The 15,078-nt window shown below is 38.7% G+C and carries 15 protein-coding genes; 13 read left to right on the top strand and 2 right to left on the bottom strand.

Features of this window, described 5'->3' with window-relative positions:
• The first annotated feature begins 131 nt into the window (after nt 1-131).
• The 5 genes from AAC073_RS00870 to AAC073_RS00890 all read left to right on the top strand — a co-directional run bounded on the left by AAC073_RS00870 (nt 132) and on the right by AAC073_RS00890 (nt 3,326).
• Nucleotides 132-947, top strand: coding sequence for an alpha/beta hydrolase (locus AAC073_RS00870; RefSeq protein ID WP_339921939.1), 816 nt, complete (start codon nt 132-134; stop codon nt 945-947).
• A gap of 148 nt (nt 948-1,095) precedes the next feature.
• Entirely contained in the window at nt 1,096-1,677 is a 582-nt protein-coding gene (locus tag AAC073_RS00875) for an SAM-dependent methyltransferase (protein ID WP_339921940.1), read from the top strand.
• Between the two features lie 121 nt (nt 1,678-1,798).
• Nucleotides 1,799-2,257 (top strand): DUF1569 domain-containing protein, encoded by a 459-nt coding sequence (locus AAC073_RS00880; RefSeq protein ID WP_339921941.1) that lies wholly within the window; start codon nt 1,799-1,801, stop codon nt 2,255-2,257.
• Nucleotides 2,258-2,310: 53 nt separating this feature from the next.
• Nucleotides 2,311-2,676: a DUF1801 domain-containing protein gene (locus AAC073_RS00885; protein ID WP_339921942.1), complete on the top strand. Its 366-nt coding sequence runs from the start codon at nt 2,311-2,313 to the stop codon at nt 2,674-2,676.
• A gap of 134 nt (nt 2,677-2,810) precedes the next feature.
• Nucleotides 2,811-3,326 (top strand): hypothetical protein, encoded by a 516-nt coding sequence (locus AAC073_RS00890; protein ID WP_339921943.1) that lies wholly within the window; start codon nt 2,811-2,813, stop codon nt 3,324-3,326.
• Between the two features lie 104 nt (nt 3,327-3,430).
• On the opposite strand, the gene AAC073_RS00895 is transcribed toward AAC073_RS00890, so the two are convergent.
• Nucleotides 3,431-4,318 (bottom strand): LamG-like jellyroll fold domain-containing protein, encoded by an 888-nt coding sequence (locus tag AAC073_RS00895; RefSeq protein WP_339921944.1) that lies wholly within the window; start codon nt 4,316-4,318, stop codon nt 3,431-3,433.
• 189 nt (nt 4,319-4,507) lie between these two features.
• Between AAC073_RS00895 and AAC073_RS00900 the strand changes: the two genes are divergently transcribed.
• The gene (locus AAC073_RS00900; RefSeq protein ID WP_339921945.1) at nt 4,508-6,085 is read left to right on the top strand and encodes a sulfatase; all 1,578 of its coding nucleotides are present in this window, start codon (nt 4,508-4,510) and stop codon (nt 6,083-6,085) included.
• Between the two features lie 21 nt (nt 6,086-6,106).
• Complete coding sequence (locus tag AAC073_RS00905; RefSeq protein WP_339921946.1) at nt 6,107-9,934, top strand: PVC-type heme-binding CxxCH protein; 3,828 nt, start codon at nt 6,107-6,109, stop codon at nt 9,932-9,934.
• On the opposite strand, the gene AAC073_RS00910 is transcribed toward AAC073_RS00905, so the two are convergent.
• Nucleotides 9,931-10,560, bottom strand: coding sequence for a hypothetical protein (locus tag AAC073_RS00910; RefSeq protein WP_339921947.1), 630 nt, complete (start codon nt 10,558-10,560; stop codon nt 9,931-9,933). The two genes, AAC073_RS00905 and AAC073_RS00910, sit on opposite strands and share 4 nt — an antisense overlap.
• Before the next feature lie 275 nt (nt 10,561-10,835).
• Here AAC073_RS00910 and pdeM point away from each other — a divergent pair, with 275 nt between their 5' ends.
• Genes pdeM through AAC073_RS00940 form a run of 6 tightly spaced genes read left to right on the top strand, consistent with a single transcriptional unit; the run spans nt 10,836 to nt 15,071 of the window.
• A complete protein-coding gene (gene pdeM / locus AAC073_RS00915) occupies nt 10,836-11,519 on the top strand; it encodes a ligase-associated DNA damage response endonuclease PdeM (protein ID WP_339921948.1) in 684 nt (227 codons plus the stop codon).
• Between the two features lie 42 nt (nt 11,520-11,561).
• Nucleotides 11,562-12,452 carry a permease-like cell division protein FtsX gene (locus tag AAC073_RS00920; RefSeq protein ID WP_339922236.1) on the top strand — a complete coding sequence of 297 codons (891 nt, stop codon included), beginning with the start codon at nt 11,562-11,564 and terminating at the stop codon, nt 12,450-12,452.
• Nucleotides 12,453-12,456: 4 nt separating this feature from the next.
• The gene (locus AAC073_RS00925; protein WP_339921949.1) at nt 12,457-12,660 is read left to right on the top strand and encodes a DUF3098 domain-containing protein; all 204 of its coding nucleotides are present in this window, start codon (nt 12,457-12,459) and stop codon (nt 12,658-12,660) included.
• A gap of 5 nt (nt 12,661-12,665) precedes the next feature.
• The gene (locus tag AAC073_RS00930) at nt 12,666-13,460 is read left to right on the top strand and encodes an undecaprenyl-diphosphate phosphatase (protein WP_339921950.1); all 795 of its coding nucleotides are present in this window, start codon (nt 12,666-12,668) and stop codon (nt 13,458-13,460) included.
• Nucleotides 13,460-14,149 (top strand): tRNA pseudouridine(55) synthase TruB, encoded by a 690-nt coding sequence (gene truB, locus AAC073_RS00935; protein ID WP_339921951.1) that lies wholly within the window; start codon nt 13,460-13,462, stop codon nt 14,147-14,149. The genes AAC073_RS00930 and truB overlap by 1 nt, the downstream gene beginning before the upstream one ends.
• Nucleotides 14,136-15,071, top strand: coding sequence for a bifunctional riboflavin kinase/FAD synthetase (locus AAC073_RS00940; RefSeq protein WP_339921952.1), 936 nt, complete (start codon nt 14,136-14,138; stop codon nt 15,069-15,071). The genes truB and AAC073_RS00940 overlap by 14 nt, the downstream gene beginning before the upstream one ends.
• Nucleotides 15,072-15,078 lie beyond the last annotated feature (7 nt).

The following is a 15,078-nucleotide window of genomic DNA, read 5'->3' on the forward strand; positions in this document are numbered from 1 at the left end:
TTCAATGAAAAAAGGAAAGAACGTACTGCTAAGAAATCTTTAACTTTTTTAAGAAATTTAAAAATTCAACTCCAAACTATTGGAATATCTAGCATTTATAAATTCCCCCAATAATTAACCAAATTGTACTCATGAAAAGAATTGCACTGGTGCTATGTTTTGCTTTTACGGCAATACTTACAAATGCACAAGAAAACAAATATGAAACTGTTACCAATGTCCCTTATTATGAGGATGAAATAAGAAAATCAGACACTTACTTGTCGGAAAGGTGTGTCCTGGATATTTACTACCCTAAAGAGGTTGAGAATTTTGCAACTGTAGTATGGTTTCATGGAGGTGGAATCACCAGCGGCGAAAAAGAAATTCCTGAAGCGTTGAAAAACAAAGGTATAGCTATAATAGGTGTAAATTACAGGTTTTCCCCAAAGGTAAAAGCACCCGATTATATAAAAGATGCAGCAGCAGCGGTTGCCTGGACCTTTGAAAACATAGCTGGCTATGGTGGCGATCCCTCACGAATATTTGTCTCCGGACATTCTGCAGGAGGATATTTGGCAAGTATGATCGGCTTGGATAAATCTTACTTAGAAACCCACGGAATTGACGCCAATGATATCGCCGGATTGATTCCATTTAGTGGCCACACGATTACTCATTTCACTGTACGTGGAGAACAGGGAATTCCTGGGGAACAGCCTACCATCGATAAATATGCGCCTCTATTTCATGTTCGCAAGGATGCTCCCCCACTTCTACTAATTACTGGTGACCGTGAACTTGAATTATTAGGCAGGTACGAAGAGAATGCTTATTTAATGCGCATGATGAAAGTAGTAGGTCACAAAGAAACAGTATTATACGAAATGGATGGTTATGGACATGGAATGACACATCCCGCATTTCCATTGTTAATCAACGAGATTAAAAGAATTTCGGGGAAATAGTTGATAGAATTAGCCTTAATGTCCTTTGGAGATCAAACTTAAAACTTGGAAAAGACAGTTGAAAAAAATTGGAAGTACTAAAGCAAAGGATTTCAAATTCTATGTAATATCCCGAAACAAACAATTTTAAAAGATTAAATATGAACTTATGAACCAAGCTCACTTTACAGATATACCATCCACCTATTCCAGAATCCTTGAGAAATCCAATGAAATTGGTTTTACCATGCCTTCAGATTTATACATAGGTAGTTTATTAAAAACGCTTATATCTTCAAAGCAAAAAGCGAATATACTAGAACTGGGAACAGGTATAGGCTTGTCCCTGGCATGGATGGTGGATGGTTTGAATCCGGATTCTGTACTGACCAGCATTGATAATGATCCTGAATTAACGAAAATTGCAAATGGCTTTTTTGGTGAAGACCGAAGGCTTTCTATCCTTTGTGAAGAGGGTGAAAATTGGATAATTAACTATTCCGGCCCGCAATTCGATTTGGTTTTTGCAGATGCATGGCCAGGTAAATACAGTCAAATTGATGAGATTCTGTCTTTGGTCAAAGTAGGTGGCTTTTACATCATTGATGACATGAGCTTTCAAAAAAATTGGCCAATAGGACATGCGGAGAAAGCTGAAAACCTAATTAAATACCTAGAGAAAAGAGAAGATTTTAACCTTACCAAAATGGATTGGTCAACTGGGGTAATTCTCATGACAAAAATAAAATAGCTAAAAGAAACAGTAGGAATTCGAATATAGCGCTTTTCCAAGCACCTAAAGAATCGCATTTAAAGAACTTGCTTTGTTATAAAAATCGTAAATAGCACCTTCAAACATAAATATATTTAAAATGGCATTACCCAATATATTTGATAAAAGTGTAACGGATGAAATGATTGCACGAATCAATAAGCTAGAAGCTGATTCAAAGCCTAAATGGGGAAAAATGACTACCCCTCAAATGCTTGCCCACTGTAATGTGACCTATGAAATGGTCTACGAAGACAAACATCCGAAACCAAATTTTTTCATGAAGTTCATTATAAAAACCTTTGTGAAAAACATAGTTGTCGGCGAGAAACCATACAAACGCAATTCCCAAACTGCTCCGGCTTTCTTAATAACTGATTCGAGAGATTTTACTTTAGAACGTAAAAGACTTATTGATTACCTGAATCAAACACAGCAACTAGGGGATAGCAGTTTTGCCAACAATGAATCTCATTCCTTTGGTAAGCTTAGCATAGTAGAATGGAACAATATGTTTTACAAGCATCTAGACCATCACATGACGCAATTTGGGGTGTAAATTGGTATAAGTTGCCTCATACATTTCAAACCATTAAATCATTCCCTGTCCAGTTGAAGAAAATTGATTCCTTTTACCACAATACCCCTGAACCTGAAAGAAGTGTTTTTTTGGCATTAAGTAACTTTATACTTTCAATGGATGCTAATATCAGTACTGATTTAAAATACGGCATGCCCTTTTTTAGCTACAAAAATAAAATGTGTTGCTACCTGTGGAAGGATAAGAAAACCAATGAACCTTATATCGGAATTGTCGAAGGGAATAAAATTCACCATCCCAATCTTGAAAAAGGCAAACGAAGTAGAATGAAGATTCTACGTGTTGATCCGAATAAGGATATTGACATTGAAATCATCGGGGAGGTAATGGCTGCTACGATAACGCTTTATAAAAATGGGCACATCAAAACCAAATAACAACGCTTCTTTACTAATAAATCAATGATCATTAAGCCCTTATAAAGTAAAATTTCCCGCTATAAATTTCTCTTTCCCACAGTAATAACCTATTATAGTAGTTGATTCTACCAGCTTCCCCAAAATGACCAAACATGCAATTATACAATTATAAGCGAAGGGATCTTCGCAACGGTATTCATTTATTGGGTGCTATCCTTGTATTGACTAGTATTTTTGTCCTATTAAGCCCTCTATTTATTGATGCTGGGGAAAAATTTCAAAAAACCATTTGGGTAGGCCTCAGTGCATTCATTGCAGGGCTCCTTATTATCAATACTTATGAGGGAACATTGATTAATCTTGATGACAATAAAATCAAAGATTACTTTTCATTCTGTGGTATCAAAACAGGAGAGTGGAGAAATCTTCCTTTCGTTAAAGATATTAAGTTGGTTCCTATAGAGCAAAAAACCACCAATGTACCAAATGGAATAAGTCCGACTTTTTATAACATTAAATTGAGTTATGAAATTATACTCTTTTTTTCTTCTGAACATCCTACTTATACCTTTTCCTACACCAGGAAAGCCGTAGCGCAAAAGAAGTTGAAATTACTTTCAGAAAAGCTTTTGGTTGATGAAATCGGGACAATCTCATCTACAAGTTGAGCAGTCTAAATACCGTAAAACCTTTATTCAGTGAATGGTTGAAAACAGCAAATAAATAGCTGTGCTAAATTTAAGGTAAAATAAATAAGGCCATTTTAACTAAATTAATCTTCTCTAGTCACAAAATCATTGTCAACCATTGTTTGCTGAAAAATCTCATCCATCTCCTTATCTTCCAAAACCCGATCAAATACAGCCAAGCCTCCAATTAGGCCATTAAAAAAATTCCCCATTCCTCTAGAAAGTACCACCGCGCCAACAGTAAAGTCTGACCCATTGTTTCCCATCCCATCTTCAAATAGGTAGGGATTTTTAGAGTGAGTTAATCCCTCAGGAAGCCCTTCGAAACCTTTGGTATTATTGATAGGCTCAGGTGCTCTTTCCTGAAATTCCCCATCTAAAAACGCTTTAATGTATTCACCGTCATAAGTAAAAGCAATATAGTGCCATTTTCCTTTGGTTAGTTTTTGCTTACTCGCTGCATAATCGCAACTGTAAGGAAAAGGTGGCGTTGGACCACCAGAATAAGAAATATGGCCACAAACCTGAGCTGCGCCATTGTAATGTGGGAGGTCTACGAAAAGTCCATATTGACGTTTACCTCCATCCGTATATTCATTCCACATGCCACCTACAAAACCAGTCTTTCCTTCCCACTTTACCCAGGCCATTACTGTAACACCTTGATTCTTACCATGAATATTGAGTTCACCCGTGTTTTCATGAGGCAGAGAGAAAAAAACCTCCTTTTCCATTCGGGCCGAATAGCCAGACAAAGGGCCCTCAGCAACTCTTTCTACATTCCCATTCATTTCCTTCAATGGGAATTCTCCCTTGCCTACAGCCATCCTATCCTGACCTGCTTCTTCTCTAAAACCCCAGGCGGCTACAAGGCCATCTCTTTCTTGAAGTTGGGTCAAGTGATCGCTTTCCTTACAACTGAGTAGAAAAACGACTAGAATTAAAAAATTAGCGAATTGTGCAAACTTCATCGTGGATCAATTATTAGTGGATCAAATATAACAAAGGTACCTGATTCTGCAAGGGTAATACACCACAGAAAAAATTGACATTAGATTTTGAAATAATATTTTACACCTAACAATTCCTAGATCACCCAATAATCTATATATTGGTTTCTTCTTTAAATATAGGTAATTAAAGAGATTAAATTTAACAATATGAGAAGTCTACCTTATCTGATTTGGATGATAAAACCCTTTATTTTTATCTTATTTTTTGCACTGGTCTCCTGCTCAGAAAAAACAAAAATAAAGGAAGAAACACCCAAGCTACCTAATATACTGTTTATATTCACTGATGACCATGCCTTTCAAGCCATTAGTGCTTATCAAGGTCGTCTTGCAAAATTGGCTCCCACTCCAAATATAGATCGTATTGCAGCCAATGGAATCCTTTTTAAAAAAGCCTATGTAACCAATTCCATATGCGCTCCTTCTAGGGCATCGGTCCTTACAGGGACGCATAGCCATGTTAATGGACATAGAACAAATGGGGATACATTTGATGGCAGTCAAATCACATTCCCAAAGCTTCTTAGAGAAAACGGTTACAACACTGCGTTGATAGGAAAATGGCACCTGAAATCTGTCCCCACAGGCTTTGACCATTGGGAAATTCTTCCCGGACAAGGGCACTATTACAACCCTGATGTGATTTCAGCTACAGATACTACAATTGCCGAAGGCTATGTTACGGATATTATCACAGACAAATCTTTGAATTGGTTGGCTCAAAATAAGGCTAGTGGTAAGCCATTTATGCTTATGCTTCAGCACAAAGCTCCTCACCGAAAATGGGAAAAAAGCCCTGAGCATTTAGATCTTTATGAAGACGTGACCTTCCCCGAACCAGATAACTTATTTGATAATTATGCTAGCAGAGGTACAGCAGCGAAAACCCAAGACATGAGCATCAATAAAACCATGGATTTGGCTTCGGATTTAAAGATTTGGACAGATGAAAACAAAAATGGCCCAGTATTTAAACGTACCTACGGAAGAATGAATGACACCCAACGAGCCAATTGGGATGCCACCTACGATCCTATTATTGCAGATTTTGAAGCTAAAAACCTCAAAGGGGATGACTTAATCCGATGGAAATACCAAAGGTACATGAAGGATTACCTGGCCACAATCAGGTCAGTGGATGACAATGTGGGTCGCGTTTTAAACTACCTTGAAGAAAATGGACTCAGCGAAAATACTTTGGTTGTTTATACTTCAGATCAAGGTTTTTATTTAGGAGAACACGGTTGGTTCGACAAGCGTTTTATGTACGAAGAATCTTTCAGAACTCCTCTATTAATGCAATGGCCTAAGAAAATCCCAAAAGGAATAATCAGTGATAAACTGGTTTCTAACCTTGATTTTGCTCAGACTTTTTTGGATTTGGCAGCCGTACCGATCCCCGACCGCATGCAAGGTCGCAGTTTGGCACCTTTGATGATGGGTAAAACTCCAGAAGATTGGCGAGACTTTTTATATTACCATTATTATGAATTTCCGGCAGTTCATAGTGTTAGAAAACACGAAGGTGTTACTAGTGAAAGGTATAAATTAATGCATTTTTATGAATTGGACGAATGGGAACTCTATGATCTTGAAGAAGATCCAATGGAAATGAAAAATGTATATATGGTACCAGCCTATGATTCCATCAAGATTGCCATGACGGATCGCTTAAAACGTATTAAGACTCAATACGGAGTCATTGTACCCAAAAGCAATTATTAAGTCAATACAAAGTCCAAAGCCATGCGAATAACCTATCCTTTAATCCTTATTGTGTTCATTGTTTTCGGTTGTGCACAAAACAATAAAAATGAAGAAGCGAAAGCATTAACTGGTGTCGATAGCCTGATTGTCCAATTAGACGAATCCATTGAACAAGTAAAAATTTTTAGGAAAGGAGAAATGGAGCAACCATTGTTAACTCAGGTAGTGGAAGCAGATTTCAGACCCTACCTCCATCCAATAGTGGCTCCAGATGGTAAAGGCATTCTGACAGAAAAAAGCCCCAGTCATCACAAGCACCAAACGGGTATTTATTGGGGTTTCACTAGGGTGAATCAAAGGGATTTTTTCCATAACCCTGGAGCAGACTATTGGAGAAAAGTTGCTGTGAACCTATTAGAAGAAGAGGGTGAAAGGGTGTCTTGGCAAACCGTCTATGAAATGCTGGACAGCTTAGGTAATCCTTTAATGACAGAAACGCAAACTTGGACATTTAAAACGCAAGGAGAAGAATACCTCTTGGATTTAGAATGGAAAGGCCAGGCCGAGAAAAACCTTACTATAGGCAAATATGACTATGGAGGGCTATTTGTGCGAATGCCCTGGAAAGAAGGCGTCGGTGCTGAAATCACCAATACTGCTCGTCAGGTAAATGAAATGGCTGAAGGGAAAAATTCAATGTGGATCAATTTGGGCATGCAGGTAGAAGGCAGAGAAGACATGGCCAATATTGCTCTCTTTGATCATCCTGACAACCAAGGCTACCCTCAAAAGTGGCGGGTAGACAAGCAATATGGTATAGGCCCTTCTTATACTAGAGACGAAGATTGGAAAATTGATAGCGGTGCGCATGAGCTCATCAAACACCGCTTGTATTTTTACACTGACACATTCAATGATGTAGCCATTACTGAAGCCTGGGCAGAATATACAGATAGAAAAGGAATGTACAATACTGCCTCCTTGTGGCAAATGGCCAGAGACGAAGGTAGAAAAGCTAAATTTCTAAACCCTCAAGAAGCGATAGCTGCAATGACAATAAAACCAGGTTTTAAGGTCAATGTATTTGCATCAGAACCTATGATCACCCAACCCATGGCTTTTTGCTGGGACGATAAGGGGAGATTATGGATAGCTGAAAACAAGGATTATGAATCTCGACAACATGGTTTTTCAAATAATGGGAACAGCCGCATTCTTATTTTAGAAGATAGTGATGGCGATGGTCAAGCGGATACAAAAAAAGTCTTTATGGAGGGCTTGGCCTTCCCTGCTGCATTGGCAGTAGGTTTTGACGGGGTTTATGTAGGTGCACCACCAAACCTTCTATTTATCCCTGATAAAGATCAAGATGACAAAGCAGATATAAATGACATCGAAGTTTTGCTTACTGGATGGGGCATAAGAGATCGCCATGAAACATTGAACAGTTTACACTGGGGCCCAGATGGCTGGCTATATGCTCTGCAGGGTTTTGCCACACCTTCCAAAATAAGAAAGCCCACTGAGGCAGAAAAAACAAAATTGTATTACCACAAAGACCCTTTCCCTGAAGATCTCCTCGAAGCAAATGGTGTAGACATCAATGGTGGAGTATGGCGGTATCACCCAACAAAACACAATTTTGAAGTAGTGGCTCATGGCTTCAGTAATCCCTGGGGAATAGATTATGATGCAAAAGGCCAACTCATTATGTCCGCATGCGTAATACCCCACCTCTGGCATGTGGTACCTGGTGGCATTTACCATAGACAAGGAGGTCAGCATTTTAATCCCTACATATATGAGGACATTAAAACAATCACTGATCACAGTCATCGCTCAGCCCATGGTGGTGCAAGAATCTATCAGTCAGACGCCTTTCCTGAAGATGAAAGAGGAAAAGTATTCATGGCCAATATCCATGAACATGCGGTTTTAACGGACAAGCTGCTCCCAAGTGGGTCAGGCTTTATAGGCAAACATGCAGATAATTTTCTAATGGCCAATAATGCCCAGTGGGTAGGCTTTAGTATGGAAGTGGGTCCTGAGGGCGGTGTTTATGTCTTGGACTGGCATGATGCAGATATTTGTGGACAAGAAGTGCTTAATGGTGAAACTGGTAGGATTTTCAGAATTATGCCTGACAAGAGCTTGGCAGAAAATTGGAAAGGGCGATATGCTGACCTCAACTTACTGTCTGATCTGGAACTGGTAGCGTTGCAAAGCAGCAAGAGTGACTGGCATTCCAGAAGAGCCAGGGGTATCCTTCAAAAAAGGGCCTCCAATGGCAAAATAGATGAAAAAGCGATTAAAACTTTAAAAGTACTTTTTGCTAATAAAAAAAATCCTGATATCAGACTAAGGGCATTGTGGACCTTGCATCAAACTGGCAATTGGCGAACTAGCGATTTGATTCAGCACCTGAGAGATGCTGATCCTTACGTTCGGTCCTGGTCAATTCAATTGCTCTGCGAAACCAAAAACCCACCAGAGGAAGCCCGCAAAACATTTTTGGAAATGGCTAATAACGATCCTTCACCCACTGTAAGGCTTTACTTGGCTTCAGCATTACAACGTATTCCTGAAAACTGGAAATGGGACTTGTCAGCTGAATTAGTAGCCAGAAAAGAGGACAGCAATGACCACAATATCCCCAAGTTAATTTGGTTTGGCATATCAGACCTTATAGAGAAGGATGCAGAAAGATTCTTAACATTGGCCAACAAGTCAGAAATACCAATGCTTACTGCCTACATGGCAAGAAGAGCTGTGGATGGGGATCAATTGAATGCGCTAGTTGCCAGCATTCAAAAATCCACCGCAAATAAAACCTTATTACTTGAGGGAATGATCAGTGGAATGGAAGGAAGAACAGATTTAAATGTACCCGATAATTGGAAGACACTTGAGAGCCAATTAAAAGCCAACAATTCCACGGAAAAACTTGCAGCCGACATAAACGCACTTTTTGGTGATGCTGAAGCCACTCAAAAGGCCTTGGCCAATTTACAGAACAGTTCGGTAAGCCAAACTGACAAAATAAAGTCCTTGCAACTATTGGCCGCAAGGCAGAAAGATGAGCTTTTACCTTTGCTTCCTCAATTATTTGAAGACGATGGCTTAAAAACTACCGCCATCAGGGCTGCAGCAGCTTTTAATAGTGATGTTTTGGGTAAAGCTTTAATAAAAATGTATCCTAGTGCTTCAGACGAGAATCAAATTGCAATTCTCCAAACACTGTCAACACGACCCAAGTATGGTAACTTACTATTGGACCAGATAAAAGCGGGGAATATTGTTAAAAAAGAAATCCCTGTCACCTTAGCCAGACAGCTTCACCGTGTCATAGGAAGCGGGTTTGTGGAGTTTTGGGGTCCTATCGAACATGTACCCAATGATGCAGCTGCTTACGAACGCTACCGATCCATCTTGACCACAGATGCGATGGCGAAGGCAAACCTTAATGCAGGAAAACAGCTTTTCACACAATCTTGCGGTACTTGCCACAAACTGTTTGGAGAGGGGGCTGAGATTGGGCCCGACCTAACTGGTTCTAATCGTGCAAATACAGATTATATTCTTTTGAATGTATTAGAGCCAAGTGCTGAAATTCAGGACGCCTACAAACTGGTGGTCATTACGACAATGGACGGACGGACCTATACTGGCAATGTAGTAGCAGAGAATCTCAAGCAACTTACTTTAAAGGTTGCTGGACAAGAACCTGTGAAGATCAATAAATCAGCGATTCAAAACAAAGAGGTTACCAACGTTTCTTTAATGCCTCCAGGCCTATTTGAATCACTTTCCGACAAAGAAGTGGTTGATTTAATGACCTATTTAAAAAGTCCAAAAAAAATAAATTAATAGTAGCCCGTGCGGAATTTAACTCTAACACCTGCTGAATTGGTCAACAAATAGCTCCATTTTGAGGTCGGTCCTCCCCAATCAGGCTGATCACCTAGATAATAACCCAAATCATAGGTCAACTTATAATAAATGGCCAGATTTGGGCTCAATTCAAAATTTACGCCTATTTGAGGTGCAATAATCGCTTTGGAAAAAACCTTCGTTGCTCTCTGAGAAGATATGACCACCTTTTGATCTGATTTTAGATTTATAAATTGGAAACCTGCTTCTCCTCCGGAGAAAAGAGATAGGTAGTCATAGATAAAATAATCGTATCGAAACAGTGCTTTTGTTTCGAACAATTGTTGGTATTGAGAAGAATAGCCTTCTTCACTAATGACCCTGTTCAAATTAAAAATCCCGAAATTAAGGCCATAATTCAGTGAATGTGCCATTCGGTAATCGTTGACATGGTGGTTAAGGCCAAACTCATAGCCTAATGCAGGATTAAAAACATCCTTTTCTTCACCTAGCAGTACTTTCTGAGTAAGTCCACCACTGATTTCCACTTGTTGTGCTACAACAGCTTTGCCGGACAAAATTAACAAACAGCTTATTAGGACGGATAGGCTTATTTTCTTCATGCGTTTTAATCTCAAAGTATCAAGAATTAAAATGATTTGACTTTCAGTTGTCTATATGCGAAATACAATTTCTATTCCAATTAAGCTGGAAAGTAAATTCCAAAATGATAAGATCCAGTCAAATTATTTAAGTGACCTCCTACTTAGGATTTCATTTCTACGGACAAATTTCCTTAAAGCAAAATTTAAAATGCTCCTCAAAACCTAAGATTTGGTGAATAATGGCTCTTTACCCGAAGAAAAAACTAACTTTGTGAGCTAAATTTTACAAAACTTTGACAGCATCCGAAAACGGACAATACATTTGGACCCATGAGCTGGCAACCCTTCATTTGTTGAAGGAAAAAGCCATATATTTAGCAAAAGAAAACACGCTCTTATTGGCTGATACCCATTTTGGTAAGGCCGCTCATTTCCGTAAAGCTGGGATTCCGGTTCCCGAAAACATACATTTAGAAGATTTTGCTCGCATCCATCAGTTATTGGGCAGCACTGGAGCCTCCAATGTTATTTTCCTCGGTGATTTGTTTCATAGTGATGCCAATGAAAGCTGGTATACCCTACTTGAATTCATTGAACTTCATCCGAACATCAGATTTCAACTGGTATTGGGCAATCATGATATTTTACCGGGAAATATTTATGAAAACAGTCCTTTGGAAATGCATTCTAGCGGGTTAAAATTGGGGAATTTACTATTAAGCCATGAACCTCAGCCAAGCCTTGGAATGGACACTTTGAATATCTGTGGCCATATTCATCCAGGTATTGTGATAAAAAAAAACAGTAAACAAAGGATCAGGCTACCTGCATTTTATTACAAAAACAATTCATTGATCATGCCTGCTTTTGGCCAATTTACTGGCCTGTTTTCGATGGATGTAAAAAGCGCTGAAAGCATAATGGTAACCACACCGGAAAGGGTAATTCCAATCAAATTAAATAATAAGGTTGGTTAAGTAAATATACCTGATTAATTTTGACAAACACATTAATATGTGATGGCCAAATTAAAGAGAAAAAAAACAAGGTTGGGGAGTTATAAATTCACCAGCGTATTATTCAGCATTACCCTATCTTTGCTGATGATGGGATTGTTCGGTGTAATTGCCATTCAGGCAAAAAAACTGACTTCTATCATCCGTGAAAACATAGAGGTGCAAGTATTTCTAAACAAAGAAATAGAGAAAGCTAACATAGATAAGCTCCTCGAACAGGTGCGTAAAAAACCCTATGTACTACAAAAAGAAGAAGTACCTGTACTAAAGTTCACTAGTAAAGATGAAGCGGCTGAGGTATTTCTTGAGGAAGTAGGTGAAGATTTTACAAAATTCCTTGACGACAATCCTCTTAGAGATTCTTTTACATTTTCAATTCATGAAGAATTTCAAACTCCTGAAGAAATAGATAAAATTGTGGCAGAATTAGAGGGTATTCCCGGCGTTTTTGAAGTCACTTACATGCAAGATGTTGTTTCATCCATTAATGAGAACCTGCTAAAAGTCGGGATTGTTTTAGGAACATTGATTTTAATCCTGCTGGTAACGGTGGTTATTTTAATCAGCAATACCATAAAATTAGCCTTATTTTCCCAACGGTTTTTGATCCGAAGTATGCAATTGGTTGGCGCCACTAAGGGCTTTATCAGGAGACCGTTTTTATGGCGTGCTTTCTTATATGGCGCTTTGGCAGGTGTATTTGCCTCTGGCATTATTTTTAGCCTTTTGGAATATGGCAAAAACTTCATTGAAGGGTTACAATTACTTTACGATATAGAATTGCTTGCCATGTTATTTGGCACTTTAATTTTATTAGGAGCACTCATGTCCTGGTTAAGCACCTACCGCTCTATCAACAAATACCTCAACATGTCTTTGGACGAATTATACTAAGAATATGAAAAACAATCCATTGCCTTTTTCGAAAAAAAATTACCAGCTTATGCTTATAGGCATAGCCATTATCGTGTTTGGTTTCACCATTATGGGAATGGATGATACCCTACATGGGTTTGGATTTATGGGCTTGACCTTAGGACCTATCGTCGTATTGTCGGGATTTCTTTTTGAATTTTACGCCATTTTTTATAAAACCAAATAAAAATAATGACCATTTTTGAAGCAATTATTTTGGGCATTGTACAGGGCCTTACTGAATTTTTACCTGTTTCGTCCAGCGGCCATTTAGAAATAGCTGGAGCCCTTTTGGGAAGCAACTCATTACCGGAAGAAAGTTTGCTATTTACCGTAGTCGTCCATTTCGCCACCGCATTAAGTACCATCGTAGTATTTAGAAAAGATGTAGCAGATTTATTGACAGGATTATTTCAGTTCAAAAACAATGAGGAAACAATGTTTTCTCTAAAAATCATTGTTTCCATGATTCCTGCAGTGATTGTAGGTTTACTTTTTGAAGAACAACTAGAACAGTTATTTGGAGGTAAAGTGGTTTTTGTGGGCTTCATGCTTTTGATCACAGGCCTCTTACTTTACCTGGCTGATAAGGCAAAAAACACAGGAAAACCAGTGTCTTTTGTCAATGCCATTGTTATAGGCCTTGCTCAGGCGGTGGCTATGCTACCAGGTATCTCTCGCTCAGGTGCTACTATTTCCACTTCCGTTTTGTTAGGAATAGATAAAAATAGGGCCGCCAGATTTTCTTTTTTAATGGTGGTGCCACTCATCTTAGGGAAGATTGGCAAAGACATATTATCGGGGGACTTAACTTATCAGAGTGATCAATTTGGAAGCATGGCCATCGCATTCATGGCAGCATTTATCGCCGGATTAGCGGCATGTACTTGGATGATTCAGTTGGTAAGAAGGAGTAAATTGAGCTATTTTTCAGTCTATTGTGTCATAGTAGGGATAATAGCCATCGTTGCAGGAACATATTATTAATGGACAATCAACAAAAAACATACGGAGAAGTATTTCTTGTTAACAAGCCTTACCAATGGACTTCTTTTGATGTTGTAAAAAAACTCAGGAATGCACTTAAGGTAAAGAAAGTAGGGCATGCAGGCACCCTTGATCCTTTAGCCACAGGGCTGTTGATCATTTGTGCCGGGAAAGAAACGAAAAACATAGAAAAATACCAGGCACAAAAAAAAGAATACACTGGCACTTTTGTCTTGGGCAAAACCACTGAGTCATTGGATTTAGAGCAGGAAGTAATAACTGTTGCGGATCCATTCCACTTGACTAGAGCCGATATACTAAAAGCTGTTTCCACACTAACTGGTGACATTATGCAAATTCCACCAAATCATTCTGCCATAAAAAAGGATGGGAAAAGAGTTTATGAGTCAGCCAGAAAAGGGATCACTGTAATATTAGACCCAAGACCAGTGACGGTAGAAACTTTTGAAATAACCGGAATTGAACTTCCTGAAATACATTTCAGAATTGTTTGTTCAAAAGGCACCTATATTAGAAGTTTGGCAAGAGACCTGGGAGACACACTGGAGGTTGGGGCTTATATGTCAGCACTAACTCGTGATGCAATTGGTGATTTCAAACTTGAAAAAGCATGGGAGCTTGATCAATTGATAGAAAAAATCAAAAAAGAGCAAAATGAAAATTTATAAATCTCTTGATGATTTTCCTGACATAGAAAAACCTGTAGTGACCATTGGCTCTTTTGATGGTGTACACCTGGGTCACCAAAAAATACTCAAAAGAATCAATAAAATCGCCAAGAACATTGAAGGAGAAACTGTATTGGTCTCCTTTTGGCCACACCCAAGAATGGTCTTGTTTCCCAATTCGCATGGCATTAAACTGCTTTATAGTTTTGATGAAAAAGCAGCGCTTTTAGAAAGCTTTGGTGTAGACCACCTTTTAAGCATACCTTTTACGGAAGAATTTTCTAAAATGGAATCGAAAGACTTTATCGAGAAAATTTTAGTTGAAAAAATTAAGACAAAAAAATTGGTAATAGGCTACGATCACCGATTTGGTAGAGGAAGAGAGGGTAGCTTCGCTCACCTCGATGCTGAGCAAGATCGCTACAATTTTGACCTTGAGGAAATCCCCCGAAAGGACATAGATAATATTGGTATTAGTAGCACTAAAATCAGAAAAGCACTGGAGTCAGGGGATATAGTGAAGGCAAATGAATTCTTAGGCAGGCCTTATAACCTACGGGGAAATGTGATAGAAGGAGATCAAATTGGCAGAACAATAGGGTACCCTACGGCCAATATCGAATTAGAAGAACCCCATAAATTAGTTCCCGCAGATGGTGCCTATATCGTAAAAGTACTAATAGGTAAGGAATCCTATGCTGGCATGCTCAACATTGGTATGCGCCCCACTGTCTCGGGGGAGCGCAAGAATATTGAAGTAAACATTTTAGATTTCGATCAAAACATTTATGGTAAAACCATCAATTTACAATTAGTAGCCTTTTTACGCCCCGAAAAAAAGTTCGAAGATCTCATAGCGTTAAAAGTGCAGTTGAGTAAAGACCGAAAACAAGTGGTAGATTTCTTTTCAAATTTAAACTAGAAGTCTA

Source organism: uncultured Cyclobacterium sp., from assembly GCF_963977555.1.
In the GTDB taxonomy this organism is placed as follows: Bacteria; Bacteroidota; Bacteroidia; order Cytophagales; family Cyclobacteriaceae; genus Cyclobacterium.

Coding starts and splice junctions, on each gene's coding strand:
- AAC073_RS00870 (WP_339921939.1), top strand. CDS start 132: ATGAAAAGAATTGCACTGGTGCTATGTTTTGCTTTTACGGCAATACTT.
- AAC073_RS00875 (WP_339921940.1), top strand. CDS start 1,096: ATGAACCAAGCTCACTTTACAGATATACCATCCACCTATTCCAGAATC.
- AAC073_RS00880 (WP_339921941.1), top strand. CDS start 1,799: ATGGCATTACCCAATATATTTGATAAAAGTGTAACGGATGAAATGATT.
- AAC073_RS00890 (WP_339921943.1), top strand. CDS start 2,811: ATGCAATTATACAATTATAAGCGAAGGGATCTTCGCAACGGTATTCAT.
- AAC073_RS00895 (WP_339921944.1), bottom strand. CDS start 4,318: ATGAAGTTTGCACAATTCGCTAATTTTTTAATTCTAGTCGTTTTTCTA.
- AAC073_RS00900 (WP_339921945.1), top strand. CDS start 4,508: ATGAGAAGTCTACCTTATCTGATTTGGATGATAAAACCCTTTATTTTT.
- AAC073_RS00905 (WP_339921946.1), top strand. CDS start 6,107: ATGCGAATAACCTATCCTTTAATCCTTATTGTGTTCATTGTTTTCGGT.
- AAC073_RS00910 (WP_339921947.1), bottom strand. CDS start 10,560: ATGAAGAAAATAAGCCTATCCGTCCTAATAAGCTGTTTGTTAATTTTG.
- AAC073_RS00920 (WP_339922236.1), top strand. CDS start 11,562: ATGGCCAAATTAAAGAGAAAAAAAACAAGGTTGGGGAGTTATAAATTC.
- AAC073_RS00925 (WP_339921949.1), top strand. CDS start 12,457: ATGAAAAACAATCCATTGCCTTTTTCGAAAAAAAATTACCAGCTTATG.
- AAC073_RS00930 (WP_339921950.1), top strand. CDS start 12,666: ATGACCATTTTTGAAGCAATTATTTTGGGCATTGTACAGGGCCTTACT.
- truB (WP_339921951.1), top strand. CDS start 13,460: ATGGACAATCAACAAAAAACATACGGAGAAGTATTTCTTGTTAACAAG.
- AAC073_RS00940 (WP_339921952.1), top strand. CDS start 14,136: ATGAAAATTTATAAATCTCTTGATGATTTTCCTGACATAGAAAAACCT.